The organism is Brevundimonas vesicularis, assembly GCF_027886425.1.
Classification (GTDB): Bacteria; Pseudomonadota; Alphaproteobacteria; order Caulobacterales; family Caulobacteraceae; genus Brevundimonas; species Brevundimonas vesicularis_C.
In genome coordinates, this window is record NZ_CP115671.1 from 602580 (window position 1) to 626893 (window position 24314).

34 protein-coding genes and 1 tRNA gene are annotated in these 24314 nt (G+C 65.0%); 10 read left to right on the forward strand and 25 right to left on the reverse strand.

Annotated elements, in window-relative coordinates; all coding sequences use genetic code 11:
* Positions 1-6 precede the first annotated feature (6 nt).
* From PFY01_RS02875 to PFY01_RS02885, 3 genes are all read right to left on the reverse strand, one after another.
* Positions 7-1212: an acetyl-CoA C-acetyltransferase gene (locus PFY01_RS02875; RefSeq protein WP_271042343.1), complete on the reverse strand. Its 1206-nt coding sequence runs from the start codon at positions 1210-1212 to the stop codon at positions 7-9.
* A 204-nt stretch (positions 1213-1416) separates the two neighbouring features.
* A complete protein-coding gene (locus PFY01_RS02880) occupies positions 1417-1638 on the reverse strand; it encodes a hypothetical protein (RefSeq protein ID WP_066553113.1) in 222 nt (73 codons plus the stop codon).
* A gap of 58 nt (positions 1639-1696) precedes the next feature.
* On the reverse strand, positions 1697-2932 hold the full coding sequence (locus tag PFY01_RS02885; RefSeq protein WP_271042344.1) for a PQQ-dependent sugar dehydrogenase: 1236 nt from the start codon (positions 2930-2932) through the stop codon (positions 1697-1699).
* A gap of 188 nt (positions 2933-3120) precedes the next feature.
* Here PFY01_RS02885 and PFY01_RS02890 point away from each other — a divergent pair.
* Together PFY01_RS02890 and PFY01_RS02895 are read left to right on the forward strand one after the other, a co-directional pair.
* Positions 3121-3197: transfer RNA gene (locus PFY01_RS02890), tRNA-Met, on the forward strand.
* 205 nt (positions 3198-3402) lie between these two features.
* Complete coding sequence (locus PFY01_RS02895; protein WP_271042345.1) at positions 3403-4317, forward strand: hypothetical protein; 915 nt, start codon at positions 3403-3405, stop codon at positions 4315-4317.
* Between the two features lie 41 nt (positions 4318-4358).
* Here the strand turns inward: PFY01_RS02895 and PFY01_RS02900 are convergent, their stop codons facing one another.
* Positions 4359-5129, reverse strand: coding sequence for a DNA adenine methylase (locus PFY01_RS02900; protein WP_420197040.1), 771 nt, complete (start codon positions 5127-5129; stop codon positions 4359-4361).
* A gap of 261 nt (positions 5130-5390) precedes the next feature.
* Between PFY01_RS02900 and PFY01_RS02905 the strand changes: the two genes are divergently transcribed.
* On the forward strand, positions 5391-5660 hold the full coding sequence (locus PFY01_RS02905; RefSeq protein WP_271042347.1) for a hypothetical protein: 270 nt from the start codon (positions 5391-5393) through the stop codon (positions 5658-5660).
* Between the two features lie 63 nt (positions 5661-5723).
* Positions 5724-6002: a hypothetical protein gene (locus PFY01_RS02910; protein ID WP_271042348.1), complete on the forward strand. Its 279-nt coding sequence runs from the start codon at positions 5724-5726 to the stop codon at positions 6000-6002.
* 57 nt (positions 6003-6059) lie between these two features.
* Here PFY01_RS02910 and PFY01_RS02915 read toward each other — a convergent pair whose 3' ends face one another.
* Positions 6060-6206 carry a hypothetical protein gene (locus tag PFY01_RS02915; RefSeq protein WP_271042349.1) on the reverse strand — a complete coding sequence of 49 codons (147 nt, stop codon included), beginning with the start codon at positions 6204-6206 and terminating at the stop codon, positions 6060-6062.
* A 45-nt stretch (positions 6207-6251) separates the two neighbouring features.
* On the opposite strand from PFY01_RS02915, the gene PFY01_RS02920 reads away from it, so the two are divergent.
* From PFY01_RS02920 to PFY01_RS02940, 5 genes are all read left to right on the forward strand, one after another.
* On the forward strand, positions 6252-6488 hold the full coding sequence (locus PFY01_RS02920) for a hypothetical protein (RefSeq protein ID WP_271042350.1): 237 nt from the start codon (positions 6252-6254) through the stop codon (positions 6486-6488).
* A gap of 945 nt (positions 6489-7433) precedes the next feature.
* A complete protein-coding gene (locus PFY01_RS02925; protein WP_271042351.1) occupies positions 7434-7670 on the forward strand; it encodes a hypothetical protein in 237 nt (78 codons plus the stop codon).
* Positions 7671-7679: 9 nt separating this feature from the next.
* Positions 7680-7844 carry a hypothetical protein gene (locus tag PFY01_RS02930; RefSeq protein ID WP_271042352.1) on the forward strand — a complete coding sequence of 55 codons (165 nt, stop codon included), beginning with the start codon at positions 7680-7682 and terminating at the stop codon, positions 7842-7844.
* A gap of 213 nt (positions 7845-8057) precedes the next feature.
* Positions 8058-8309: an SOS response-associated peptidase family protein gene (locus tag PFY01_RS02935; protein ID WP_271042353.1), complete on the forward strand. Its 252-nt coding sequence runs from the start codon at positions 8058-8060 to the stop codon at positions 8307-8309.
* Complete coding sequence (locus PFY01_RS02940) at positions 8306-8554, forward strand: hypothetical protein (protein WP_271041052.1); 249 nt, start codon at positions 8306-8308, stop codon at positions 8552-8554. Before PFY01_RS02935 ends, PFY01_RS02940 begins: the two co-directional genes overlap by 4 nt.
* 502 nt (positions 8555-9056) lie before the next feature.
* Here the strand turns inward: PFY01_RS02940 and PFY01_RS02945 are convergent.
* From PFY01_RS02945 to PFY01_RS02955, 3 genes are read right to left on the reverse strand one after another with little or no spacing between them, the layout of a single operon-like run.
* On the reverse strand, positions 9057-9365 hold the full coding sequence (locus PFY01_RS02945) for a hypothetical protein (RefSeq protein WP_271042354.1): 309 nt from the start codon (positions 9363-9365) through the stop codon (positions 9057-9059).
* Positions 9362-9799: a hypothetical protein gene (locus PFY01_RS02950; protein ID WP_271042355.1), complete on the reverse strand. Its 438-nt coding sequence runs from the start codon at positions 9797-9799 to the stop codon at positions 9362-9364. The genes PFY01_RS02945 and PFY01_RS02950 overlap by 4 nt, the downstream gene beginning before the upstream one ends.
* Positions 9799-10278, reverse strand: coding sequence for a M15 family metallopeptidase (locus PFY01_RS02955; protein WP_271042356.1), 480 nt, complete (start codon positions 10276-10278; stop codon positions 9799-9801). Before PFY01_RS02955 ends, PFY01_RS02950 begins: the two co-directional genes overlap by 1 nt.
* A gap of 377 nt (positions 10279-10655) precedes the next feature.
* Between PFY01_RS02955 and PFY01_RS02960 the strand changes: the two genes are divergently transcribed.
* Positions 10656-10793, forward strand: a complete 138-nt coding sequence (locus PFY01_RS02960; RefSeq protein WP_271042357.1) for a hypothetical protein — start codon at positions 10656-10658, stop codon at positions 10791-10793.
* A gap of 15 nt (positions 10794-10808) precedes the next feature.
* Here PFY01_RS02960 and PFY01_RS02965 read toward each other — a convergent pair whose 3' ends face one another.
* The 17 genes from PFY01_RS02965 to PFY01_RS03045 all read right to left on the reverse strand — a co-directional run bounded on the left by PFY01_RS02965 (position 10809) and on the right by PFY01_RS03045 (position 24310).
* On the reverse strand, positions 10809-11282 hold the full coding sequence (locus PFY01_RS02965; protein ID WP_271042358.1) for a hypothetical protein: 474 nt from the start codon (positions 11280-11282) through the stop codon (positions 10809-10811).
* Positions 11279-11758, reverse strand: a complete 480-nt coding sequence (locus PFY01_RS02970; RefSeq protein ID WP_271042359.1) for a hypothetical protein — start codon at positions 11756-11758, stop codon at positions 11279-11281. The genes PFY01_RS02965 and PFY01_RS02970 overlap by 4 nt, the downstream gene beginning before the upstream one ends.
* A 255-nt stretch (positions 11759-12013) precedes the next feature.
* Positions 12014-12172, reverse strand: coding sequence for a hypothetical protein (locus PFY01_RS02975; RefSeq protein ID WP_271042360.1), 159 nt, complete (start codon positions 12170-12172; stop codon positions 12014-12016).
* Positions 12173-12237: 65 nt separating this feature from the next.
* Positions 12238-12996, reverse strand: a complete 759-nt coding sequence (locus tag PFY01_RS02980; RefSeq protein WP_271042361.1) for a hypothetical protein — start codon at positions 12994-12996, stop codon at positions 12238-12240.
* 16 nt (positions 12997-13012) lie between these two features.
* Positions 13013-14842, reverse strand: a complete 1830-nt coding sequence (locus PFY01_RS02985) for an SGNH/GDSL hydrolase family protein (RefSeq protein ID WP_271042362.1) — start codon at positions 14840-14842, stop codon at positions 13013-13015.
* Positions 14843-14891: 49 nt separating this feature from the next.
* Positions 14892-16757: a phage tail protein gene (locus PFY01_RS02990; protein ID WP_271042363.1), complete on the reverse strand. Its 1866-nt coding sequence runs from the start codon at positions 16755-16757 to the stop codon at positions 14892-14894.
* Positions 16758-17135 carry a DUF6950 family protein gene (locus PFY01_RS02995; protein ID WP_271040987.1) on the reverse strand — a complete coding sequence of 126 codons (378 nt, stop codon included), beginning with the start codon at positions 17133-17135 and terminating at the stop codon, positions 16758-16760. It abuts the gene before it with no gap.
* Positions 17135-17734, reverse strand: coding sequence for a hypothetical protein (locus PFY01_RS03000; RefSeq protein WP_271042364.1), 600 nt, complete (start codon positions 17732-17734; stop codon positions 17135-17137). Before PFY01_RS03000 ends, PFY01_RS02995 begins: the two co-directional genes overlap by 1 nt.
* On the reverse strand, positions 17734-18255 hold the full coding sequence (locus PFY01_RS03005) for a hypothetical protein (protein ID WP_271042365.1): 522 nt from the start codon (positions 18253-18255) through the stop codon (positions 17734-17736). Before PFY01_RS03005 ends, PFY01_RS03000 begins: the two co-directional genes overlap by 1 nt.
* 140 nt (positions 18256-18395) lie before the next feature.
* Entirely contained in the window at positions 18396-20765 is a 2370-nt protein-coding gene (locus tag PFY01_RS03010) for a hypothetical protein (protein ID WP_271042366.1), read from the reverse strand.
* A complete protein-coding gene (locus PFY01_RS03015; protein WP_271042367.1) occupies positions 20758-21066 on the reverse strand; it encodes a hypothetical protein in 309 nt (102 codons plus the stop codon). Before PFY01_RS03015 ends, PFY01_RS03010 begins: the two co-directional genes overlap by 8 nt.
* 59 nt (positions 21067-21125) lie before the next feature.
* Positions 21126-21632: a hypothetical protein gene (locus PFY01_RS03020; protein WP_271042368.1), complete on the reverse strand. Its 507-nt coding sequence runs from the start codon at positions 21630-21632 to the stop codon at positions 21126-21128.
* Positions 21629-22597 (reverse strand): phage tail tube protein, encoded by a 969-nt coding sequence (locus PFY01_RS03025; RefSeq protein WP_271042369.1) that lies wholly within the window; start codon positions 22595-22597, stop codon positions 21629-21631. The genes PFY01_RS03020 and PFY01_RS03025 overlap by 4 nt, the downstream gene beginning before the upstream one ends.
* A 3-nt stretch (positions 22598-22600) precedes the next feature.
* Positions 22601-22804: a hypothetical protein gene (locus PFY01_RS03030; protein ID WP_271042370.1), complete on the reverse strand. Its 204-nt coding sequence runs from the start codon at positions 22802-22804 to the stop codon at positions 22601-22603.
* 12 nt (positions 22805-22816) lie between these two features.
* Positions 22817-23281 (reverse strand): hypothetical protein, encoded by a 465-nt coding sequence (locus tag PFY01_RS03035; RefSeq protein ID WP_271042371.1) that lies wholly within the window; start codon positions 23279-23281, stop codon positions 22817-22819.
* A complete protein-coding gene (locus PFY01_RS03040) occupies positions 23274-23996 on the reverse strand; it encodes a DUF6441 family protein (protein WP_271042372.1) in 723 nt (240 codons plus the stop codon). Before PFY01_RS03040 ends, PFY01_RS03035 begins: the two co-directional genes overlap by 8 nt.
* Positions 23993-24310: a head-tail joining protein gene (locus PFY01_RS03045; RefSeq protein ID WP_271042373.1), complete on the reverse strand. Its 318-nt coding sequence runs from the start codon at positions 24308-24310 to the stop codon at positions 23993-23995. The genes PFY01_RS03040 and PFY01_RS03045 overlap by 4 nt, the downstream gene beginning before the upstream one ends.
* Between the last annotated feature and the right edge of the window lie 4 nt (positions 24311-24314).

Sequence of the window (24314 nt, forward strand, 5' to 3'; positions counted from 1 at the left end):
CCTGGATCAGACGCGTTCGATGACGGTGGCGGTGCCCATGCCGCCGCCGATGCACAGGGTGACCAGTGCGGTCGACTTGTTCGAGCGCTCCAGCTCGTCAAGCGCGATTCCGGTTATCATGGCGCCGGTGGCGCCGAGCGGGTGGCCCATCGAGATGCCGCCGCCGTTCACGTTCATGTTGGCGTGGTCGATGTCTAGCGCCTGCATGTAGCGCAGGACGACGGCCGCGAAGGCCTCGTTCAGCTCCCACAGGTCGATGTCGTCGGGCGTCATGCCCAGCTTATTCAGCAGCTTGCGGGTCACATATTCCGGGCCGGTCAGCATGATCGACGGCTCCGAGCCGATCGAGGCGCCGCCCAGGATCTTGGCGCGCGGCTTCAGGCCCAGGGCCTGGCCGGCTTCCAGCGAACCGATCAGCACGCCGGCCGAACCATCGACGATGCCGGACGAGTTGCCCGGAGTGTGGACGTGATTGACGCGCTCGACCTCGGGATAGCGCTGGTTGATCACGCCGTCGAAGGCCATTTCGCCCATCATGGCGAAGGAGGGGTTCAGGCTGCCGAGCGCCTGCATGTCCGTGTTCGGACGGATCGTCTCGTCATGATCCAGGATGGTCAGGCCCAGCTGGTCCTTGACGCCGATCACCGAGTTCTTGAACCGGCCCTCGGCCCAGGCCTTGGCGGCGCGCTTGTGGCTTTCGACCGAATAGGCGTCCACGTCGTCGCGGCTGAAGCCGTATTTGGTAGCGATCATGTCCGCCGACACGCCTTGCGGCACGAAATAGGTCGGGAAGGCCGAAGAGGGGTCGGTCGGCCAGGCGCCCATATCCGAACCCATGGGCACGCGGCTCATGACCTCGACGCCGCCCCCGACGGCGAAGTCGGCCTCGCCGGACTTCACCTTGGCCGTCGCCATGTTCACGGCTTCCAGGCCCGAGGCGCAGAAGCGGTTGATCTGGACGCCCGCCGTATATTGCGACCAGCCGGCCGAGAGTACGGCCGTGCGCGCGATGTCGGCGCCGAGTTCGCCCACGGGCGTGACGCAGCCCAGGATGACGTCATCGACCTTGGAGGTGTCCAGGTCGTTGCGGTCGCGCAGGGCTTCCAGCACCTGGGTCGCCAGGCTGAGGCCGGTGATCTCGTGCAGCGAGCCGTCCTTCTTGCCCTTGCCGCGCGGCGTGCGGACGGCGTCGTAGATATAGGCGTCAGCCATGGAAGTGCGTCTCCATCTTTGGGCCCATCCTCAACGTGCGGCAGGTCGCGGCACGACGGACAAGGCGGTTCCAAGCGTGGACGCCAAGAACCCTACGTTTACGTCAACGTCAAGTAATAAGCCGCGTGATCGCGGCCGCTTGCGGCGGATGCTTTGACTGACTGAAGGTATGAGAGCGTGGGAACGCCGGCCGAGCGCCCGCTGTCAGCGCGGCGGAATACGGGTGGCGCCGCCGGTGATCTTGCAGGCGTATTCGGTCTGGGGACGGCCGGTCTGAACGCCAGTCGGCGTCAAAATGCCTTGGTCACGCGTGCAGGCGGCCTCCAGAGCGTTCAGGTCCTGCTGATAGCTATTGGTCGCGCCCATCGAGCCGCAGCCCGAAAGCAGCGGCAGGACAACAGCGGCGGAAAGGATGAGGATACGCATGGTTCGCTGCTCCCTTTGGAGCGTCAACCGCTCCGCATAGCCCCCCGGCCCTGGAAGACTACTGTGTCGCCGACAGCCTGACCAGCTTGCCATTCTGCTCGTCGGTGATGGCCCAGACCGACCCGTCGGCGCCGACCGCCACGTCGCGGATGCGTTCGCCTAAGTCTGTCAGCAGGCGCTCTTCGCCCACCACCCGGTCATTCTGGATCACCAGACGCGCAATATGTTTTTCCTTCAGGCCCGCGACCAGCAGGTTGCCGTCCCAGCCGGGGAACATGGCGCCCTGATAGAAGATTGCGCCGCCGGGTGCGATCACCGGATCCCAGTAATAGACGGGCTGCTCGGTGCCATCCTTTTGCGTCGCGCCGCTGTTGATCTGACCGCCCGAATATTCGACGCCGTAGGCCGCATCCGGCCAGCCGTAGTTGGCGCCGGCCTTGTCCAGATTGACCTCGTCGCCGCCGCGCGTGCCGTGTTCGATGGTCCAGATGGCGCCCGTTCCCGGCTGAACGGCGACGCCCTGGACGTTGCGGTGTCCCAGGCTCCAGATTTCCGGCAGGGCTCCGGCGCGGCCGACAAAGGGATTGTCCTGCGGGACCGTGCCGTCGTCGTTGATGCGAATGGTCTTGCCCATGTGCGAGCCCAGATCCTGCGCCTGGGGCCGCATCGGCTTGTCCGAGCGTTCGCCCAGGGTGATGAACAGCTTGCCGTTCGGCGCGAAGGCCAGGGATGACCCGAAATGTTTGTCGCCGTCATAGACGGGCAGGGCGCGGAAGATGACCTGTACATTTTCGACACGCGAACCGTCGTCCGACAGACGCCCGCGCGCGACCGAGGTGGCGTTGCCGCCCTCGCGGGGTTCGGCATAGCTCCAATAGATCATGCGATCCTGCGCGAAGCTCGGCCCAACGATCACATCCAGCAGGCCGCCTTGACCGCGCGCGTCGACGGCGGGCAGGCCCGCGACCGGTTCGCCGACCTGGCCTTGAGCGGTGATGATGCGCAGACGACCCGGCTTTTCGGTGACCAGCCAGCGGCCGTCGGGCAGGGCCGCAAGACCCCAGGGATGGACGAGGCCCGAGGCGACCACCGTGTGGGTCATGGCCTGTTCGGTCCTGACGCCCGGCGCGCGGGTCTGGCCGGCGAAGGCCGGTTGTTGATCGGGATTGTTCGCCGGACGCGTTTCCAGCGGGGCCCCGGCCTGAGGCGCAGCACCGGCGCTCTCGCTATTCGCGCCACAGGCGGCGGCGAGAACGAGTAGGGATGTCGAGGCGGCGGCGACGATCAGGCGCATGAAGAGCGAGCTCCGGCTGGGCTGTGGGCAGTCGTTACGAAACGGCGAGGCCAGCGTTACCGTTCCTGGCTCTGACCGTCTTGCGCTCTATCGCCGCAGGTTCTGGTCCGAGACGACTTGAACCGCGCGCCCGACGGCGATATAGGCACGCCTCTTTCTCGCTGGCCCCGGCCGCGCGCAGGGCCCGGGACTGGGTAGCTCAGATGGTTAGAGCGGTGGATTCATAACCCACAGGTCGGCGGTTCGATCCCGCCTCCAGTCACCACTTTCCTACCCAAAATCAGGCAGTTGGCTCGGCGCAGCACTATGGCTGCGCCGCGATGACGGGGACCAAAAGGGAACAAAAGTCCCGGTTCGGGAGAGAAAGTCCCGGAATAGTCCCGGAGGATGTTCTCCCGCCGTTCTTCTCGCGCACGGTCATCGACAACCGACAGATGGACCCAGACCCTTCTAGATCATAGCTTGTCGAGATGAGCCTGACTTTGGGTCCCAGTTCCGATCTGGCATGTCGCTTGTGCTGGCGAGAGAAGCCGCTCCGCGTCAGCCACATAATCCCGGCGTTCGTGTTCCGCGACTTGAAGAAAAACAGCGCTACCGGTCACATGCGGTTTTCGGATGCGCCGAACAAACGCGCTCAGGACGGCTTGAAGCTTCCTTGGCTGTGCGACGACTGCGAGCAACTATTCAGCGTTTGGGAGCGGAAGTTCGCAAATGAGGTGGTGGCAGCGTGGTCTGACGGGCGAGAATTGACTCGCTATACCGACTGGCTGCTAAAGTTCTGTGTGTCCGTCACGTGGCGCGTGCTTGTCTATGCAAAGGGGCGCAATCCCGAGGTGACCTACACGCAAGCTGAAGATCAGCTTTTCCAGCAGACGGAGTTGGCTTGGCGCGAGTTTTTACTGGGCCGTCTCCCTCACCCAGGCAAGCACGAGCAGCACTTGGTGATTTGGGACGTCGCTGAAACTGCGTCGTTCGTGGACCTCCCCACGAACTTCAATCGCTTCACGATGAACGCAATCATGCTCGATATAGTCGGCAATTCCAGGTCTACGTACGCATGGGCGAAGCTCGGTCGCTTCCAGATTTTTGGGACGGTAGTTGACCCTGATCGTGTTTGGAAAGGCACGAAGGTTCACGTGAAGGACGGCGTCCTGAAACCGGGGAGTGTGGTTATTCCTGGCGAGCTGATGGGTCTCTATCAAGAGAAGGCTAAGATTGCGGCTGACGCCTCCGCCGCAATCTCAGATAGCCAGTATGAAAAGATTGAGGCGGCGATGTTTGCGGATTTGGATCGAGTGGCATCCTCTCGAACGATGAAAGCAATGCGTGCCGACGCGGCTATGTTTGGCAAGGAAGCCATCTTCCGCCGCCCCAGCCGCGACTGAGGTCGGCGTAGCTAGCCCACATTCTCCTAGGTTGCTGTTGGTTATAGCAGCTTGGCCTGCGGAGCAGCCGAAGCAAGCTCGACGCCCTTGGCGATCAGCAGCTCGGCCGCTCCAGGCGCATTCCCGCCCTGGATCGAATAGACCGTCTTCACGGCCTCGATGTCGGCCCAGGCGAACATCTCGCGGATCTCCGGCCGGTCGTTTATCGACAGCAGGAAACGCCCCTCGATCGTCCGCAGCTTGTCGGCCATGCGCTGAAAATCGTCGCGCGAGAACATGCCGGCGCCGTAGTCGCCCTCACCGCCCCAATACGGCGGGTCCAGATAGAAAAGGCTGCCGGCACGATCGTAGCGGCTGATGAAGGCCAGCCAGTCCAGGTTCTCGATTACGACCCCGGCCATCCGGTTATGCAGCTGGCGCAGGCGCGGCTCGATCTTCGTCAGGTCGAAGTTGTGGGGGCTGGTCGGACTGACGCCATAGGACCGGCCGGCGACCTTGCCTCCGAAGCCCAGCGTCTGAAGGTAGAGGAATCGGGCCGCCCGTTCGATGTCCAGCAGATCGCCATCGGGCGTCTCGCAGATCCGCTCAAACTCCGCCCGCGCCGCCGGCCGCCACGCCAGTTCGCGGATCAGGGCGTCGGGGAAGCGCTGGGCGACGCGGAACAGGGTCACGACGTCGCCGCTCAGGTCGTTGATCACCTCAACGGCCGGGCGAACCCGCCGACGCAGGAACACGCCGCCCATGCCGATGAACGGCTCGCAGTAGGCGTCATGGGGCGTGGCGGCCAGCACGCCGCAGATCCGCCGGGCCAAGTGGCGCTTGCCACCCAGCCACGCTGTCGGCGGTTCGCACGGCGCGACGGGGCGCTGATCAACGATGAGAACATTACGAGAACAATTCATTTGCGGAGTCGCCTTTTGCACGAGTAGGAGTCCCCGGCTCGCGTGAGCGGGGGCGGCGATCAGCCGGGCGGCCGATCGGTCCTGGTCGTGCGGGGTAAGGCCCGCAGATCGACGCGTTGGCGCGCGTCGATCCCGCCCCGGACGGGGGCGAAATGAAGGAGGAGGAAGGGCATGCCGATCGACAAACCGGGTTCGTCACGACCGATGCCGCTGTCAGAGCTGATGCGGCTGGAGGCCGAGCTGGCCGCGCGCGTCGTGCGCAATCCGCCGCCGCATCCCAGCCTGCCGGCGACACCGGGGCCGGGATCGAATGTCGCCTATGTGTCAAAGGTAGAGAACGACCGCCTGGTCAGCGCCGCCTTGGCGCTGGGCATGGGCCAGTTCGCCAAGATGACGGCGGACGAAACCCATAGGCTCGCGGCGCGCCTCTCGCGCCGATGATCCGTGGGCTACAAGAAGCCGGAGAACCGGGGCCGCGGTCATCACCTCAGCGTGGCGCCGCACATGACCGCGTCGCAGCTGCGCCGCGACCATTGGACGATCTCGACTCGCTGTCCGCGATGTCATCTGGATTGCTGGGTGGACCTGTCGGTCGTCATTCGACTGTCGGGGCCACAGGTGAAGCTCTGGAACCGCTGGGCGCGCTGTCGGCGCTACGGATGCCCCGGCCGAATGGTCTTTCTGTTCACGCCCCCCGGCGAGCCGAAGGGCGTCTTTTGGCCCATGCACGACCCGCCCGAGGCGCGCGTGAAGGCCACGATCAGCGACGATCCGGGGCTGTGACGCCGTGCTGAACTTCTATCGCGACGACACGACGCCTGACGACATCCGACGCGGGGATCAGTGCGCCCTGGTCTGCCAGTGCGGCAGCAGCGTCATCCCGGCATGGGCGAAGCTGCCCCAGGCGCAGCGCTTCACGCCGCTGCGCGACATGCGCGCGAAGATGGTTTGCAAGCGATGCGGCAATCGGCGGCCGCAGATCGTCATCCGAGGACACCATGGCAGCGGGGGCCAGCTGACGGAGTTATGGCGATGGCCGCCGGCGAACCGGACCTGACGTTGGAAGAGATCGACGCGCTGATCGAGGCAGCGACGGAGCCGAAGATCCTCATCGTGGCTCACTGGACCTGGTTCCTGATCCAAGAAGCTGGTCGGCACCTGAAGACCCGCAACAACGGCGGGCTGAACTATCGGGGCCTGGATGTTTGGATCAGTAGTCGGACGCGGATCGGAACGCAGGCCGAAGCCGCCTTTCTCGCGGAGTGCTGATGCGACGGGCACTTTACAGCTTGGGGGAGTAAAGCGGCCCGCCGCATGGGGTGGCGCATATTGCCGGGCCACCACCCTCACAGGCCGGCTCCGCGCAACTAACCCAAATCAACGACACTGCGTTCCGGAAGTCCGCAAAACGACAAAAGCCGCCGTCCTCGAAAGGTCGGCGGCAGTCGGAAAACACATGAGCCGACTTTGCGATCGGCTAGCCAGATAACCACAAAGCGCTGCGTCAAGTTCCCCTTAATCCACTCAAGCTCGGCATTTGCAGCGTCGGTTTTGATTGGTAAATCAGCGCGTTTAGTTCGGAGTGATCAATGCAACGCAAACCTATCGACGAGCTGTGTGAGCTAGCGCGCTGCGGGGGCAGCATCACAATCTATGCCGACACGCGTTCCGCTGACGAACTTATCCAGCTCGCGAGCGCGCTACGCCATGGGGCAAAGCTCACATTGAATGGCACAGCGATGCGGCCGAATGAGGAGCTATGTCGGATAGCCCAAGCGTCGCCGGGAAACGTCACTTTCACGGGCTAGAGGGCTCGCGAGAATACCAGAGCCGACGTCGCTGCTCTTTTAGCTTGAGCCACTCTTCTATCAGCCGCCGCTCCGCGATCAGCGTTTCGCCGGCGAGGGCGCGGGCGGCATCCGCCACGCTCAAGGCCTGCTGGGCTGAGTTGAGCGGGGCTGTTGTCGTGGGGGGCTGGTCCTATCCGGGCGACATGGTGCCTCTGGACGGGCGGTCACCAAATCGGTCGGGCGATAAGACGCCCATAGGTCCGATGAAGCGGATCGGACGGCCGGAGGATTGGGGATGACGAAAGGCCGCCATCCCGAAGGTGACGGCCCCAAGTCGCGCAACACATGAAACCGATATCGCAAACGGTCTTGACTCCACAATCGCATAACGCCGTGTCAGGTTCCGGTTCGGAGGACTGGAGCCATGGCAACACGGAAGACCCTCATCAAATCCCGCGCAGGCGTCCGCCTTCAGCGCATTGAGCATTTGGCTCGACAGCAGGTCGTTCAGTCGTCCTGGCGTGTATCGACCATGCGCCAAAACCAGCCGCGCACATTTGCTGACGAGACTGAAGCTGAAGATGCCTTCGATATGGAGGTCATCGCTTCGCTGACCGACCCCATCATCATGGATATGCAGCGGCGTGGGCTGCTCGACTGAGGACCACACATGACGAAGAATGATCTGAAGGCAGGGCTGCAGCTCGGAGCCGGCGTTGGCGCCGGGGTCGCCATTGGCGCGGCGACCGACAACATGGGGGTCTGGCTAGCCATCGGCGTTGCGGTCGGAATGGGTATGACGACGGCCTTCCGGCGAAATCGCAGCGACACATAATGTGCAACCTCTATCGCCAGCGCTCCGGCCCCCAGGCAATCCTCGAGATGGCCAAGGCCATGCGCTCCACGGTTGGCAATCTGGCGCCGGGCGATATCTATCCCGACTACCCCGCCCCCATCGTGCGCTGGGATGGCGACGAGAGAGTGCTCGCGTCTGCGCGCTGGGGACCGCCCCATCTGGTTCAAGCTCGCGGACGACGAGCCCGAGCCGTTGGCTTTCTTCGCCGGCATCCACCTCCAGGCCCACACGAGCGTCCGCAAGATCAAGACCGGCATGGAGACGATCGACGTCTTCGCCTTCCTGACGACCGAACCTAACGCCGAGGTCGGCGCGGTTCACCCCAAAGCCATGCCGGTGATCCTGACGGAGCCCGACGAGATCGCGGCTTGGATGACGGCGCCTTGGGACATCGCTAAAGAGCTTCAGCGCCCGCTGGATGACGGCGCGCTGGAGTATGTATGATGGACTGGGAACGCCGCGAAGATGGAGAGCTGGTGCTCTCGGTGCTTCAGAACTTCGAACTGGCGACCTTCACGAATGAAGCGCTCGCCGTGAGGCTCGAATTCGCTGACGTCCAAGAACAGCTTCGCGGGGAAATGGCTCTGTCGCACAAGCAACTGATCATGACACCAAAGGCCGCCGCCGCCCTTGGCAAGCTGCTCGTCGAACAAGCGGCATTGGCGAGCGATGCCGCCGGCGAGGTTTGAACGATCTGGCTGTCCGCAAGGGTGGTGGCCCGGCGCCCTTCGCGAAGGGTGGGGATTCACCGAGCCACCGTGTTCCTACGGAGGGGAACGCATTTTCGTAGGCTGAAACCGAGAGCATGGCCCGTTAATTGGAGTTCATGCGAACGGCGGTCCGCGAGAAATAGTGAGCACCGGCACGTCCGCACGCAGACACAAAAACTTGCTTTGAGATGCTCCCCAAACGGTGTCGTCATATCGCTACGACGCTGTTTCGGGGGAAACGCTCATGCTGATGTCCATCGCCTTAGGCGAGACCCTTTACTGGGCGCACCGATTGCGCCGAACGATCATTCTGTCGCCGGCAGTCGCTATGAGCGTCGGGGTGGCGGTGATGGTTGTGCGAAACTGGCATCACCTCAGACATCTCGTCGCTCACTGATGAAAGAAAGCCCGCCCTCCGAAGAGAGCGGGCCTCGATAGCGGAGCCGAGGCTCGACGCTGGGATCGATAATGTCGAGGGCATCTAGCCCGGTCGCGGCGGCGTGATGGGCGGGCGCCGACACTCATCAAGCGCCGCCGTCTTCACGCCGTCTCGCGCGATCCGCTGAACTCGGCCGGCGACCAGCAGCACGGTGCGGGCGAAGATGTCCGGCGCGGCCGCGATGGCCTCAGCCGTGTCGACGTAGGCGGGTTCAGGTCCGATGTCTGGCGAGCAGGCCACGGCGACCGGCACCTTCACCTCGACGATCTGAACAACAGGCTCAGGCGGGGGCTTGGCGTTCGTCCCACAGCTGGCCAGCAGCAGGACGGACAGGATCAGGGCGCGGTTCATCGGACTTGCTCCAGGATAAGGCGATCGGCGGCTTCACAGCGCGTCTCGCCGGATCGGGGTGTTTCGAGAAGAAGCTGTTGCGCACGCTGCTGGGCTTGCGTGGCGCGGGCCTGGGCGGCGTCGACAGCGGCCTGGGCGCGGACCGTGCTGGCGTCGCTGGCGGCCTTCAGAGCATCGACCGCCCTGTTCTGGGTCGCCAACGCGGCCTGGGCACCCGTCAGGTTCGCCTGCGCCATGGTCAGGCGATCTTTGTAGCCGATACCGGGGGCGTTGATCTGTGCGTGGAGCTCGGCCGAGCGGCCCTGCTCCTGGACTAGGTCGTGGTGCGTCACGCCCCAACGGTAAGACGTGAAGATCGCCAGAGGGATGAAGACGGCGCAGCCGACGCCGGCGGCCATCGTCAGCCGCGATGGGAAAAGGTCGCCGATCCTCATCACGCGACCTCGAAGTGAGGGCTGTCGGTTTCGCCACGCTCGCGCGGTTTGCCGTCCTGGTCCCAATCCGCACCCCAGCGGATCTTCACGCCGAGTTCCTTGGCAGAGGCGAACATAGCCGCCGCGATCGCATCGAACTTCGCCGGCGTGTTCCAGTCCACCGGATAGGGACACAGGTCGACGGCATGGCCAAACCCGTCCGACATGATCCTGTGATTGGATCCCAGCGGGTTGGCCAGCCAGGTCACCTTCGCCGCGCCCGGCTGCGCATATTTCTCGGGCACGCCGGCGGCGCGGCATTGGGCGGCGGTGCGCCCCTTGCCCCAATATTCCCACATGGTCTCCTTCGAACGCACGCCCTCGAGGACCATGAAATCCTGTTTGGTCCGCTCGATCGCGCCCTGAACGACGCGAGCGAGCTGGGGGTGGACGCCTTTCAGGCGCGCAAGGGATTGCGCGCCCAAGCGATACTTGGACATTTCAGTCTCCGGTCTGTTAAGAGTTGCGCGCCTAGGCTGCGAGGTCTAGCGTTTGAGTTGAGCTGAATAGCTCGCTCCAGCGGGGAGCATCAGGCCGGCGGTTCCGCAAATGCCCCGGCCAATCCATTGGGGGATGGATGAGACGCCAGCGAGCGAAACGGATTGAGGTGAGGTTGATGTCGTGGGTCTCGGTCCTGATCCTGACCTACCTTCCCAAAATTCGCTGCGGCAGTCGGATGAAACGGAACCGGCGAGGCTCACGAGCGCGGATGCAGAACGCCTTATTCGTCGCCACGCTGATCGTGTCGGCCGGCTTCCAACTTTGGCTGTTTGCCCGTCATCTCTGGACACTGGCGAACGGCTGACCTGACGCCTACATGGCCGCCATGATCGGTGAAATCCTCTACTTCGCGCATCGCCACGCCCGCGTTCTGATCGTGGCAGCGGCCATAGGCCTTGCCTTCAGCCTGGTGTCGGGCGGCGAGGCTGTGGCGCACCACATCCACTGGCGCTGACGCGAACCGGGTTCGTCAGTCGGCAGTCGGCGCGGACGGCGGAACCGGGTCGATGCGGATCAGCCGGTCGTAATCGGGCGCAGGTTCGGCGAAGCCTGTGACCACCTTCTCCAGAGAGCGCTCCACGACAGGCGGGACCGTCTCCGCCACCGCTTCCTTCATGTCCTGAACGTCGGCGGCCCGCGTCTCTGCCCGCCGCACCTCCAGCACCTCGCGGCCATCGTGGACGAACATGCTGATCAGCATGGCGGTCGAGGTGACGGCGGCGAACACGAAGAACCAGGCGACCGCATCCGGCACATGCGCGCCGCCATAGATTTCGAGGATGACGAACACCGTCACAAGCGCCACGACATCCATCAGTCGTCGCACGATCCAGTTGCTGGCGTAGGAACTGCGCACGCGCGGCGAGACGATCTCAGCGCGGGCGAAGACGGTCAGCCCGACCACGCCAGCGGCGATGACGGTGACGATATCGACAGGGGTCATGGGTTGGCCCTCGTGCCGCCCAACCAGCGCAGGGCCAGATCGCGAAGGGTGGCGGGGTTGGACAGCAGTTTGACGGCCCCAAACAGACCAGGTGCGAAGCGCCACGCCCCCATCCCGATCCCGAAGCCGATGGCTCTCAGGTCGGACGGGTTGATGTCGGGCGCCAATCGCAGGGCGATGGGCGCGGCCCAGAACCGGGCGACCAGCGCCCCGACGACGACGGCGAACACGCCCTCGATCACAGCGCGCATGATCTCGCGCGAGGTCGCCGGTTCTGACCCCAGCGAGACCACGCCGACGTGGACCAGGGCGGACACGATGCCGCCCGCCGCGCCCGCCAGGAAAATCCAGTCGGGGTCGATCCGGTCCGCGCCGAGGACGCCGGCATAAGCCGCCGCGCTCAGGATCAGGTTCAGCAGCGCGCCTATCCCGAACACGGTGAAGGGTTCCGCCACCCAGCGGATGAAACGAGCCATGGAGGTCTCCGATAGTCAGGCCGTGGTGAAACAGCCGTTGGGCGGCTTACGGGAACCGGGCGGGTCCGCGAGGCGCTTGCCTCTCATGGACATGACCACGATGCTTCTTCTGGTGCTGATCGCTGCGACGGTGATTGGCGCAATGGCGCTTCAGTCGCGTCAGCCCAACGATGCGACGCCTGATCATAGAACTAATCTGGCTCTTTGTCGGCGGCATCGTGCTTGTCGGGGCGATGTGGGCGCTGAACGACGCCATCACCAAACGTCCGCGCGGGCCGCCAGCGACAGCCAAGCCCGCACCCGCGCCTCGCGCTTCGCGCCCTTCGATCCATAGGCCGGGATCATGCCCAGCCCGCCCGCGATCAGGCCGCCGCACAGGCCCCAGAACCAGAGCATTTCACGCGGGTCGAACATCCGCCCCTCCAAGTCGTCAGCCCACGAACACAGACAGCCGACGTGGAGACGGCTTCGCAGCGATGTCAGATCGTGACCCCGCGCCGCGCCATGTGAGTGCGCACGTCCGCCACGACGGTGGCGATCTCGTCGGTCGTCAGGGCGACGGAGTGGGCTTGGAAAAAGGCCATGTCGGCATGCCCGGCGAACTGAGTGTAGCCGGAACCAATGCGAAGAAGACCCAGGCTCGGATAGCGCGGCAGGGCCGAGGAGGCGTTCTGCGCCTGTGTTCCCGCCGTTTCGTTGCGAACGATGGTGTCCTCGGGAGCGCCCACGCCGGTACGGTGGATCATCAACGCCCAGCTGCCCGGCGCGACCGTCAGCGTGGCGGGACCGGAAGTGTGGTCCGCAAGCGAGTTTCCGCGCCCGGCCCCAGCTGAATACTGGGTCGCACTTGCGGCAAAGAGCGAGATACCGAAGGTCGTATCGGCCGTCGTGCCGTCAGCTGGCAGCGAGCGGAACGTGCCATAGAACATCGGCCGGGTGGCGTTGTCCGCCAGGGTGTCCTGCGTCCTGACGACCGAGAAGATGGTCATGGCCCGCGCCTCGCGCACCTGGGTCTGCACATAGGCGCTCAGGCTCTTGGTCCGAACCGACTGCGCGCCGATCAAGACCGGCGATCCGACGAACACGCCGTTCGGTTTGCCGGGGGCATAGTTCTTGGCGACCTTCTCCGGCGTCTTGTTCATGAAGTGGACGGCTTCCAGCCCCCGGCGAACGGGAGCCAGATACTCGACGGCGGTGTCTTCCGCGTCGATGTCCTTGGCGATCAGGCGCGTGCCCATGGGTCGATCTCCCTTGTCAGATCAGGTTGGACGCCGCGCACGCGACGTAGGCGGACACGGCGTGGAAAAGCTGCGCTCGAGCGCTGTTGATGGGGTGGATGTCGTCCGACAGGTCAGCAGAGAGGGCGCCTGTCGTCGGGTCCGGCGTGGCGGCGGCCAGGGCGAAACCCGTCTCCTGCGTCATCATCGCCCAGGCCGGGCAGAGGTGCATCTTGGAGTCATTGAGCGTCTTGAGCGCATCCATCATGGCGCGGATGACGGGGATGTATTCGGGGGCCCACAGCGCATCGCGGCTGATGGATCGGGGAGCGCCCGGCATGACGCGTATGATCTTGGCGTTCGGCCATGCCGCCCGCATTCTCGACAGGATCAACAGGTCGTTGGCCAGAACCGTCTCGTAGACCACGCCCGCGTCGCGATCACGGATGTCGTTTGTGCCGCACTCCCAGATGATGACGTTCGGCGTCGGCAGGCTGAAGCGCGACTGGTAGAAGGCGAAGTCCAGCACATAGCCGTTGCGGACGATGCTGGGGTCGTCCCCGCCGGTGGATTCCCTGATAAACGGGTTGCGGCCCCGCTGGTCGCCCTTCGACATCGCTAGATAGGTCGCCTCTCCGCCCGGCGCGACTGGGGAGGAGCGGTCGGTGATCGTGTTGGTGTAGTCGCCGGTTTCCCAACCCTCGCGGACCTCCCCCAACTCCCCGGTGATGTCGTCATTGTTCGCCTGGGTCGAAGAGCCGCGCATGGTGCCGATGAAGTTCGGCGCATAGCCCCAGGCCTGGAGGAAGGCCTTCATCAGCGTTCCGCCCTGGCGGTTCAGGATGCTGTCGCCGATCGGCAGGACATTGAAGCCGGATGTGAAGGTCGCGGGGTTGGCGGCCGTGCGGACGACAAGGGGCAGAACCCGTCGAGCGTTCACGACGCTGTTGCGAAGCGAGAGTTCCGCTGTCGCCCCGAGCTTCTCCGTTCGGACCACGATCTCGTCGGCGCCGACACGGGCGTAGGGATTGCCGATGACCGTGCTGGCGATCACGCCCGTGACCACGGCCGTATCCGAACGCGCCTCCCTGAGATTGCGCAGGTAGATCGGCGTGTCCTCGCCCTGGACACCACACAACAGGCCGCTGAAATACGGCATGGTGTCGGGGACTTCTTCGACCGGCGGCGCGACGCCGCTGTCCGCGCCCGAGCCGTCGATGCGGAGCAACAGGAAGCCGTTTCGATCCGTGAAGACCGCGCCCGGCTCCACAGGGTCGCCCAAGGCCGTCAGTCCGGCCAGGAAGGCGCCGCGTTCGTCGACACCGCTGCTGCGAAAGCCTGAGCGATCCACAGCGGCCACGCCGGAGAAGCCGTCGTCCACCTGGGAACGGACGCCCGCCATCAGGGCGTTCCGAGATCCGGCGCGGGCCAGAACGAAGCCGTTCGGATCGGTCGTGACCTGTTCGTCGGCGGCGACTTCGCCCTTCACCAGGCCGGTGACCTCGGTCGCGGCCGCAGAGGCGACATTGGCGCTGGCCAGCGCATCCACTGCGGCCTGGATGACGGGATCGTCGAACGGCTCCCAGCTGTCGCCGTCCCACCGATAGACCAGACCCGTGTGCTCGACCTTGGCCAGCTGGCCGAGGTCTGCCCCGGTCAAGGTCGGAAGGTCCGCCAGCAGGGCGTAACCTCTGACGCTATTGATGACCGAGGCGGCCACATCGGCGATGTAATCGACGACCGGCGTCAGGGCCGAACGGATTTCTCCCTTGTCCGGCTCGTTGGCGCCGGATGCCGGCACGCCATCGACGCGGAAGTCGCGGAAGGTCGTAAGAAGGCGAGCCTTCACGGTGGCGGGATCAGCCATCGAGCACCTCGAAGAATTTGGATGTAAGGGAGCCGATCAGTCTCGACGGCTAAGCGACCTGCCGCTCATAGATCGGCGAACTGCCGCCGCCGCCCCAGCCAGGAGGCGAGGGAGGGGATGTCGGATAGCCGCCTGACCCGTCAGACGTCGCCTGCCAGCCGATGAAGACCCAAGAACCAAGCGCCAGGGCGTTGGCGGCGAAATCACCCGGCAGCGCGGCGTAGCCGACATCGCTTCGCCAGAACACGCCGTATTGCGTCAGCGCCGCCAGACCTGTGATCGTGGCGGCAGGCAGGTTCAGCGTTGAGCCGTCGGGTAATACGCCACTGAAGGCGAGAATAGAGATCGTGTCGGAAGTCGCGGACGTGGGGTATGGAACCGACAAGTTGATCAACCTGCGGGCTGGCTCTTGCTCGCCGGGAACGACAGGCGGCTTTTCGACCGGCGGCACCGATGGTGCGGCGGCTTCACCCACGTCGATCTGGGTGTCGGCGAGGACGACATCGAACACGACCTGTGCGTTGGCCATGTCCAGTTCGACGTTCGTGACCTCGACCACGACATCCGCCATGGAGTTCAGTTCAGGGTTCTGGATGCGGATGAAGCGCTCGCCCAAGCCGTTCAGTCCATAGACCGAGGCGCGGACCTGGCCCCGACGTTCAGCCGTCAGTCGCGTCATCTTTCGCCGCGCCAGCTCCATGGCTTGAGTGCCGCTCGGGCACCACGGCAGTTGCAGGGCCTCGGACCTTTCGACGCCGTTCCTACCGTCGATATCGTCTTGGTCGAAGAGCGTGCCAGCCTCGACCTCGGTATAGTCTTTCGCCGGATCGACGAACGATACGACCAGGGCGTTGCAGGCTTCCTCATCGGTCTGGAAGGCGCGCCAGCTGTAGCCCTGGATATGCTCGCCGGTCAGGGCGAAGGTCGGCTCGACATAGCGACCGGCCTTGATGATCAGGCGCCCCCGGCCGTCCAGCGACATCCACCCGTCAAACGTGGACAGCAGGGCTTCTCGCACCGCTTGCGGCTCGGTGTTGACCGGATAGTTGCCGGCGCAGCGATAGCGCGCCTCGGTCACGCCGCTGCGGGTGACGATCTGGTCGCAATAGTCAGCCTCGGCCGTCAGTTGATCCAGCACCGGCGCGATGCTTCGTTCCCAGCGGCGTCCGTGGCGATGCCACTCGACGAAGACCAGCCAGACGACCGGATTCCAGCTGGCTTTCCAGGTCGAAGGGTCAGTTCTACTCTGCGAAGGATCGCGCCAGTCGTAGCAGACGGCAGCGGCGACGATGGAGACGACGGGTTCGCCGTTCGGGAAATGTCGCGCGAAGCTCTCGCGTGAACGGTGCTGGGCGAAGATGCCAATAGAGGCGATGCCGTCGCCCCGCGCCGAGGTGGGCCAATAGGCGCCGAAGTTCGGCGTCAGCATCGAATAGTGGGTCTCGGTCGGATTGCCGAGGCGGGTCTGGACCCTCAACAGATCGCCGGAACCGAACTGTTCGCCGGCCATACCTTGGACCCAACCATCCGAGTTCCGGGTGATCAGGTTGTCGTGCTCATAGACAGCATCGACTGACGCCAGACGACCTTCGCAGACGGCGAGCACGGCGCCGTACTTATTGCCGACGGCCTCGCGCAGCATGTAGGCACCCGACATCCTCGACGGGCCGCCTACGGCATGGACGCGGATCGGGCGGGCCTGTTTGCGCGTGACCTTCTGGCCCTCGGGGTCTGGGGCTTGGGCTTGGGCAATAGCCGTCAGACCCATGCTGACGGCGGAATAGAGGGCGGCCTGGGCGCCGTAGTAGAGGGTGGCGGTGACGATGGCATGAGCGGCCGTACCGTAGGCGAGGCCGGTTGCGGCGAACGCCCAGTTGGCGAAGGCGGCGGCGGCGACCGGGATGGCTTGCGGCATTCAGACCCTCCAGGCCATGAGCAGGCGTTCAGCAGGTGCGACCACTAAGCCGTCGCCCTTGATCGCCCAGCGCTCACCCAGGCAGATCGCAGCGACCGTCTGGCCATGAGCGACAATCAGACCGACGTCGCCACGAACCGGGTTTGTCGTTTCGGTCAGACCGGCCCGCTCCGCGCCATCGGACATCAGGACCAGCAGGCCGCCGGACTTGCGGATCAGCCGGTGTCGACCCAGCGCCGTGCGATATCGGCCTCGGTACGGCGCAGCGGGGTCAGGATGGCCGTTCAGGACGATCCAGTCCGCCACGCTCAGCACGCAGTCCGCTGCGCCGTCAGCGAAGGGCTGTCGGGACAGGTCTTCCAGAAATGTCGAGAGCATCAGGCCGGCGCTGGCCAGGTGATTGTCGAGTCGACCGAATAGGACGCGACCCGACTGCAGAAGGTGTCCGTAGGCGACCGGCGCTTCTGTTCGGCGTCGGTGTAAAACGCGAGCTGGGGCCGGGTGCGATCGGTGAACCCAGAGCCGACCGACAGGGTGACGTGCCGGGTGATCTCAGTCTCGGTCGCGTCGCGATCCACAGCAGGCACATCGGCCGTACCGTCCCACAGCCAGGCGATGTCATCCACCGGCTGCCAGTCTTCGTCGAAGAAAACGACCCCGACGTTGACCGGCGCCGCCCGGACTTCGGCCGCGTCATCATCGGCCAAGGACAGGGTGATCTCGTCTGCTCCGTTGAGGGTGAACTCGACCCGTTCACCCAGCCCGCCGATCAACTGGCTCAGCGCAGGGATTTCGCCGACCAAGCCAATACCGAGATACGTCCCGCCCTCCTGATCGACGTCGTCGGCCGGCAGATCGTAGTCGCCGACGCCCAGCCAGGCGCGGACGTAGCCCTGCGTCTTGGTCTTCAGCAGGAAGAACAGAGAATAGCGCGGAGCCTGAAGCGCTGACATGGCGGCGGCCTGTGCGGGCAGCATCAGAAGGCCTCGACCCACACGGCGTTTGCCATGCTTTCGTGGTGGGGATCGATGGCGCCCAGGAACTCGTCAGGGTTGGCCAGGCGCATCACGCAGCCGGGCGTGGAGAAGTCCAGGCCTACGCCGGACGCGACCGCCTCTCGCAAAGGTGGCCGAACTTCGATCCTATAGCCGCCCGGCTCGACGTCCTGAACCCGCGCGACCGTGTAGAGCCGTTTGCCCCTCGTGGCATGAACGATGGAGAACCGCTCGCCGGCCTCCAGCGGCACGCCACCGACGAAACTCACCCGAAGCGATGTCGCCCGCAGTGCCGACGCTTCCGTCGTCGCGCTGGCGACGCTGCTGGTCTGATAAAGACTGCCATCCGCAAAAGGCGTCCCGTCGGCGTGAGCCACCAGTTCAGGGCTGAACGCCCATTCGAACGCCGGCACCACTATCGAGGAGACCCCGCCATCCAGCACGGCTTCAAGCGCGCGCGCCGCCTTGATCTGCGCGCGCGTCACCAGCTCGATCTCGTTCATCCAACACATCCAAAACCCGCCGCCGTCTGTGCGCGCCAGGCTAGGGCCTGACGCTACCCTGACGCCGCCGCTGACGCTGATCGAGGTCAGTCGCCACCGCTCGGAGCCCGGCGGAAGAAGGTCGAAGGGATAGGCGTCCATTATTTGCCCAGTCGCATTTGCTGCTGCTGAAGGGCGGCGGCGCCGCGACGCGAGGCGTTGATGGCGTCGGCCGCTCCGGTTACGCGCGCCTGCTCGGCCATGGGCTGAGCGACACGGCGAACCTCGACGTCGAACAGTGAGGACTTGTCCACGCGCACCTCCAACACTTCGCCCATTCCTGCTGCGGCCGGCGCGCGGCCGTAACCGCCCGTCTCGGCCATGCTCTCGCGCAGCATCCGCGCGGTTTCGACGGCGCTGGTCACATGGCCGGAGCCGCCGATCATGAACAGTTCGGGCCGGCCATGCTCCACAGTGTGATAGAAGCGTCCGGCCTCGGCCCCACCGCCGGCCGCGCGCCCGCCGCCGAAGAATGACTTGGCGACGTTGAAAGCCGACGAGAGCCAGCTTCCGCCCCCGCCGCCGCCCGCGCCGCCAGTCCCAGACTTCATGCCGTTGAACAGGTTGAAGAGCTGGTCCAAGGCCCCATCCAGAAGTCGCCGCTTCAGCTGGTCACCGATGTATTCGCCGATCCGGCCCTCGCGGATCGCGTCGGTAACCTCACGCCCGTAGGACTTGAACTGCGCCCGCAGTCGCTCCGTCTCCTGATGGTCGAACAGTTCGACCCGCCGTGACGCGCCGCGATTGAAGATCGCCATCTGCTGACCGCGTTGCTGGTCATCCAGCTCGGGGTCATTCTCCAGTTCAAAAGCTTTGCGCTTGCTGGCGATCTCGATCGTGGCCAGCAGGATCTCGCGCTCGACGCGATGACGCTCGGCTTGGGTGCGAACCATCTGAGCATCGATGTCGAGCAGTTCGGTCGCGGACCGTGCGGCGTCTTCCTCATCCTTCAACCGGCGAGCGGCGATTTCGCGCCGGCGATCCCATTCGACGATCGCCTTCTTCTGCTCGGTCAGCTCGGCCTGTTTCGCGCGGAGCTGTTCACCCTCAGCTTCCGTCAGGCCACGCAGACCCTTCGAACGGATGTACTCTTCCTCGGCTCGCGCAATCTCGCGCAGCCGCGCCGCGCGCTCCAGCTCTAGATCCGCAACCTCATAGGCCGCCTTGCCTTCGATCGACAGATTGCCCTTATCGTAGGACCGAGCGATGTCATCGTCGGCGCGCTCCAACTGCTGTTGCGCGCGCTCCTCCCGTTGTCGGCGCTGCTCGGCTTCGCGCTCGCGCTGGCGGGCCGCAGCGGCGGCAGAGGACGCGCCGCCGCCGCCGCGGCCGGAGGTGTGACCCCTTGGCTCGTAGTCGCCTTTGGGCGAGGTCCCCAAGGCCGTCAGACCTTTCAGCACATCGTCGCGGTCCCAGGTGCCGGCACGATTGGAATCCGTGTCGTTCCCGGGCCCGACTAGGGTGGAGAACGTGCGCCCTAGGGCAAACTCCCCAGCGCGCTGGATCATCCCGGCTCCAGGAATGGCCCGGCCGATAGCAAGGAAGGTCTGGATCCAACCGGGCGCACGGCTCTCTATGTTGGAGAACTCGACCGCCAATCCGGCGAGCTCGCCAGCCACGTTGGCGAATATCTCAGCCAGTGGCGCCACAGCGGTGTCGCGCACGACGCGCATTTGCTGCCCAGCCAGCTCAAGCTTCCGATCTGACTCGTCGAGACGTTTGTTTGTCTCAGAGTCCAGGACCAGACCGAGATCGCTTGCCGCTGCCGTCAGGCGCTCAAGTTCGTCTCGTCCCAAGCGGATGACCGGCAGCGCCTCCTCAACACCTAGGGTCCGCGCTAGAGCGACCTGCTGACCCCTGTCCTTCACCTGGCCTAGCGTGTCGGCCAGCAACAGCAGCATTTGATCCGCCGTCTGGACGTTGGCCAGTTGCTCCTTCGTGATGCCCAGCTCTTCGAAGGCGGGCTTCAGCTTGCCATCGCCCAGCCCGAGTTTGAACTTGCCGATCGTGCCGTTCAGCTTCTCCATGACGCTTTCCAGCGTCGCGGTATCCACCCCGGCTTCGTCGGCGACGTATCGCCATTGCTGTAGGGCCTCGACGCCAACGCCGATCCGATCCGCCGCGTCCGTCAGGTCGGCCGCATTGTTCATCGCCTCAAAGGCGCCCTGCGTCGCGATAGCCAGCGCCCCAAGGGCGGCGGCGGCGGCCAGGCCGACGACCCCGAAGGCGGCCAGCGCGGTGCCTGCGGATCCTGCCCTGCTGACCAGACCGTCAAAGCCTTGCTTCAGCTCGTTCGCGCCGATTGAAAGAGACCGGATTGCGGGGTTGGCCGACTTCTCGCCCAACGCGATCTCCGCCCACATCTTCTTTCCGCTGTCGCCGACCTGGTCGAAGGTGCGTCGGACGACTTCGCCACCCTGCACGAATAGGCGGATGCCGACGCCGCCGCGCCCTGCTGTCGTATCAGTCATCCGCAACGTCCTCATCGTCGTGCGCACGGCGTGCGCGTGGCTCGGGCTTGTCGCGTTTGGCCCGCTTCTTTTCCGCAATCCCGGCCGCCTTAAGAGCGGCGGGTTCGAACGCGTCCAGGAGCACTTCCAGGATCCAGGCCGGCACATGATCGAGACGCGCGCGAACGCCGTTTCGATCGATCCGCCGTGGCGTCATCCCGCCGCCCGTCCAAGCGCCAGCGCGCTGGACCGCGTCCCACACTTCGGCGCCCTCAACCGTCCGGCAGGCGTATTCAAAACGGGGGCAGCGGCGGCCATTCACCGCGACGCCCTGGCTACAGGGTGCCGAGACCTTTTGGCAGTTGAAACAGTGGTCGGGGCCTACGCCGTCGTCCCTGGCGCCGAAGAGCCATTCGGCGAGGCCCCGAAGGGCTCCCCCTCGACGATCAACAGCTGCGCCGCCTCCGTCACCACGCCCAGGATCTGGTCACTCAGCGCCTCGTCCAGCAGTAGAACTTCGAGAACATCGCGCTCGATGGGCGCTTGGGCGCCGTCCTCGGTTTGGATCCCCGTCCAATCCGCGACGCCGACGAGCGCGCATTCGACCGCCGTCAGCCACATGCCGATGCCGATCAGATACTGGGCATAGGCGACTGGATCGTTGTCTTTCATCCGCTTCCAGCCGCGCACGCCGCCCTTCGGCAAGAGGTCGTGCTTGACGAGAAGGTTCAGCAGCTCCGCATCGTTGCGGAGAATGGCCTGGGCGGCGTCGCGGGCGCTGTCCCACTCCGGCGTCCTCAGCCGTCTCGCAGTGATGGTTACGTCGGAATATGGAAAGCGCAGCGCTTTCGTCACCGGCCCCAACTTTAGGGCGACGCGGATGCTCATGTGTAAGCGGCCACGTCATTAGTGATGATGATCTGAGCCGCCGCCGCCGCGGCTGTTTGATAGGGCGACCAGTTGATGGTGCGCTCGATCTGGCCGGGTCCACTGATCGGAATGGCGCTAGGTGCCAGCAGGGCTTGCGGGTGGCGTAGACGGATCAGATGCCCGGTCTGAACCCCGAGCATGCGGAAGGTCGCAGCGAAGGTGTCTTCCTCCTCGTCCATCTGGTCGAAGACCGCGCCGATCGCACGGAACGAGGCCGAGCCGGAATGCTGGGTCGCGTTGGGTCGCAGGCTGGACACCGTCGGCGTTGCGCTGAGGAAGATGCCCTCCTGCAGTTGGCGGCTGAAGCTGAACGATCCCGTCAGCATGTTGCCGGCGGCGACGTCGTCGACTTCGAACAGCGCGCGCAGGATGGGCGCCTCGGTCGGAACGGCCGTCACCGTGCCGACAGGGAAGGCCGTCAGCTTTTTCCGGCGCAGGCCGGCGAGGCTGATGTTCAGGTTGAAGTCCTGTGTGTTCTCCCCAGTGAACTGGGTCGAGAGTTGGGACATCGTCAGGCCCTCATAGACCCGGATGTCGTTGTCGCCGACCTTGATGGCCAGGTCGAAATACTGCTCCGCCTTGGAGCCGCTTTCGAACGCGTGATCGAACAACTCGCCATTGGCGACAGCAGCGGCCGGCGGTCCCATCGCTGCGCGCAGCAGCAACGGCAGCTGACGCGTATCGGCGTCGACCACCAGCTCGCCGGTCAGGCGGGAGAAGCCCTTACGCGGTCGCGTCGGATCCAGCACGTTCTTGCGGATGCCGGGATTGCCCAGCTTCGTCCGCTCGCGCCATTCCTGCGCAGGCGTGATGGTCAGTAACAGGAACTCGAAGTTCTGCCAGACGGTCGGCGCCGTCTCCAAGTTCGCGCGGCGGCCGATGCGGGTTTCGCAGTCGCCGCCATACCAGACGTCAGCGGGCATGGGTCAGTCCTCCTGGGCGTCCGTGACGCCGGCGATGGCCAGGTCGCGCTCGGTCGCGCGGCGGCCCTTGTCGTTGGAAATCGCGCCGTCGACGGCGCTGGCGTTGACCTGATGCAGGCCGGCCTCTGGCGTGACGATCCAGACCCGCTTGGGCTTGGGGCCGGGCTTGTTCGGCGCGTCGGTTTCGGTGTCGGTTTCCGTGGTCATGTCAGGCTCCGGTCAGGGGGTGCGGCCCAGCGCGTCGCCCGAGCGGACGCGGATGGTGAAGGTGATGAGGAAGCTGACGCCGTTCGGCGGCAGCTCGTCGTCGGTCTGCTCGCCCAGGACCAGCCGCTCGGCTTTGCCGGATAGGGTCGGGTTGACGTCCTGCAAGACCGCCAAAGCCGCCAAGGCGTCCTCAACGCGGCTCTCACGACGCAGGCGCTCAGGTCCGGCGATAGCGAGTTCAAGCTGACACTGGCGTTCGACGACGTAGCGGACCGTTGGGCCGCCCATAAGCTGACGAACCGGGTTCGTCCTGACCTTCACCAAGGCGGCGGCCGCGACCAGGGTTCGCTCATCTCCGGTCGGAGTGAAGGGGGCGGGGGGATCGATCTTGAGGTCAGCTGCAACGTTGATGAAGCCGGCGGCAACAAGCGCGGCGGCAACATCGGAAGCCAGTTGCTGATAGGCGGGTTCAATCATTGCTCGGTCCCGTCAGAAGGGCCTGGCCTCCGGGCTGCTCAAAGTAGCGGATGAACAGTCGGTCGATGGCGCCGGCGGCGTTGCGCTGGGCGCGTTCTCGGATGACGTTGCCGCGTAGCATCCGGGGCAGGCGGGCTTCCTTGACCAGGTAGAAGACAACAATGGTCGTCAGGCCGTTGCCGGTACGAAGGGCGGTGGCGCTGGCCTTGCGAAAGCTCCCGGGTCGCGACGCGCTGGATCGCGCTTCGGCCACCAGCAGCGAGGCCTGCCCCTGGCGATAGATCATCCTCAGCTTGCCAAATCTCGCCTCGGCGATCGCCAGCGTATTGTTCCGCTGGCCACTACGCCCGCCCGGCCGGGGCACGCGCCCGCTCGGCCAGACGTCGGGATTTGGGATCAGCAGGAAGTGCCCATTCGGCGATCGGACCGTGGTCGCCTGCTCGAACGCGCGCTGCAGAATGGGGAAGGTGGAATAGACCTGGGCGGCGGGGTTCAGCCCCCGGTTCTTGTATTTGCGTAAACGGATGGTCTTGGTCATCCGCCCGGCATTGCGCAGGCCAGATTGAGCGACGTCCTGACGCCACTTCGTCTGAGTATCGCCGGCATAATCGAAGAGCGCCGCCTGGACGGCGCCTTCAACCCGCTTCAGACCGGCATCCATGTCTTTATCGAAGTCGCCAACAAGCGCCGCCTTCAGCTGCGCAAGAGTGGTCACCCTGGCATCACCTCGACCGCCCACCAACGGCCATCTCCATCCGCCGTGGGTGCCTCAGCAACTTCCCAAAGGTCGACGCCGTGGCGGAAGACGTGCCCCTCTTTCAACGTCGGACAGGCGGCCTTGGCGACCCGGATCAGCGGACGGGTGCGAGTGAACGAGATCGTCTGCATCCGATCCGCCGGCGTCGGATGGTCCAGCTGAATCCGGACGCCGACAAACACGGCGCGATCGACCGAATACAAGGCGTCGTCGCACAAATGCTCTTCGATGGCGTCATCGATGCCGTCGAGCAGATCCGAGAAGCCTGCCACGATG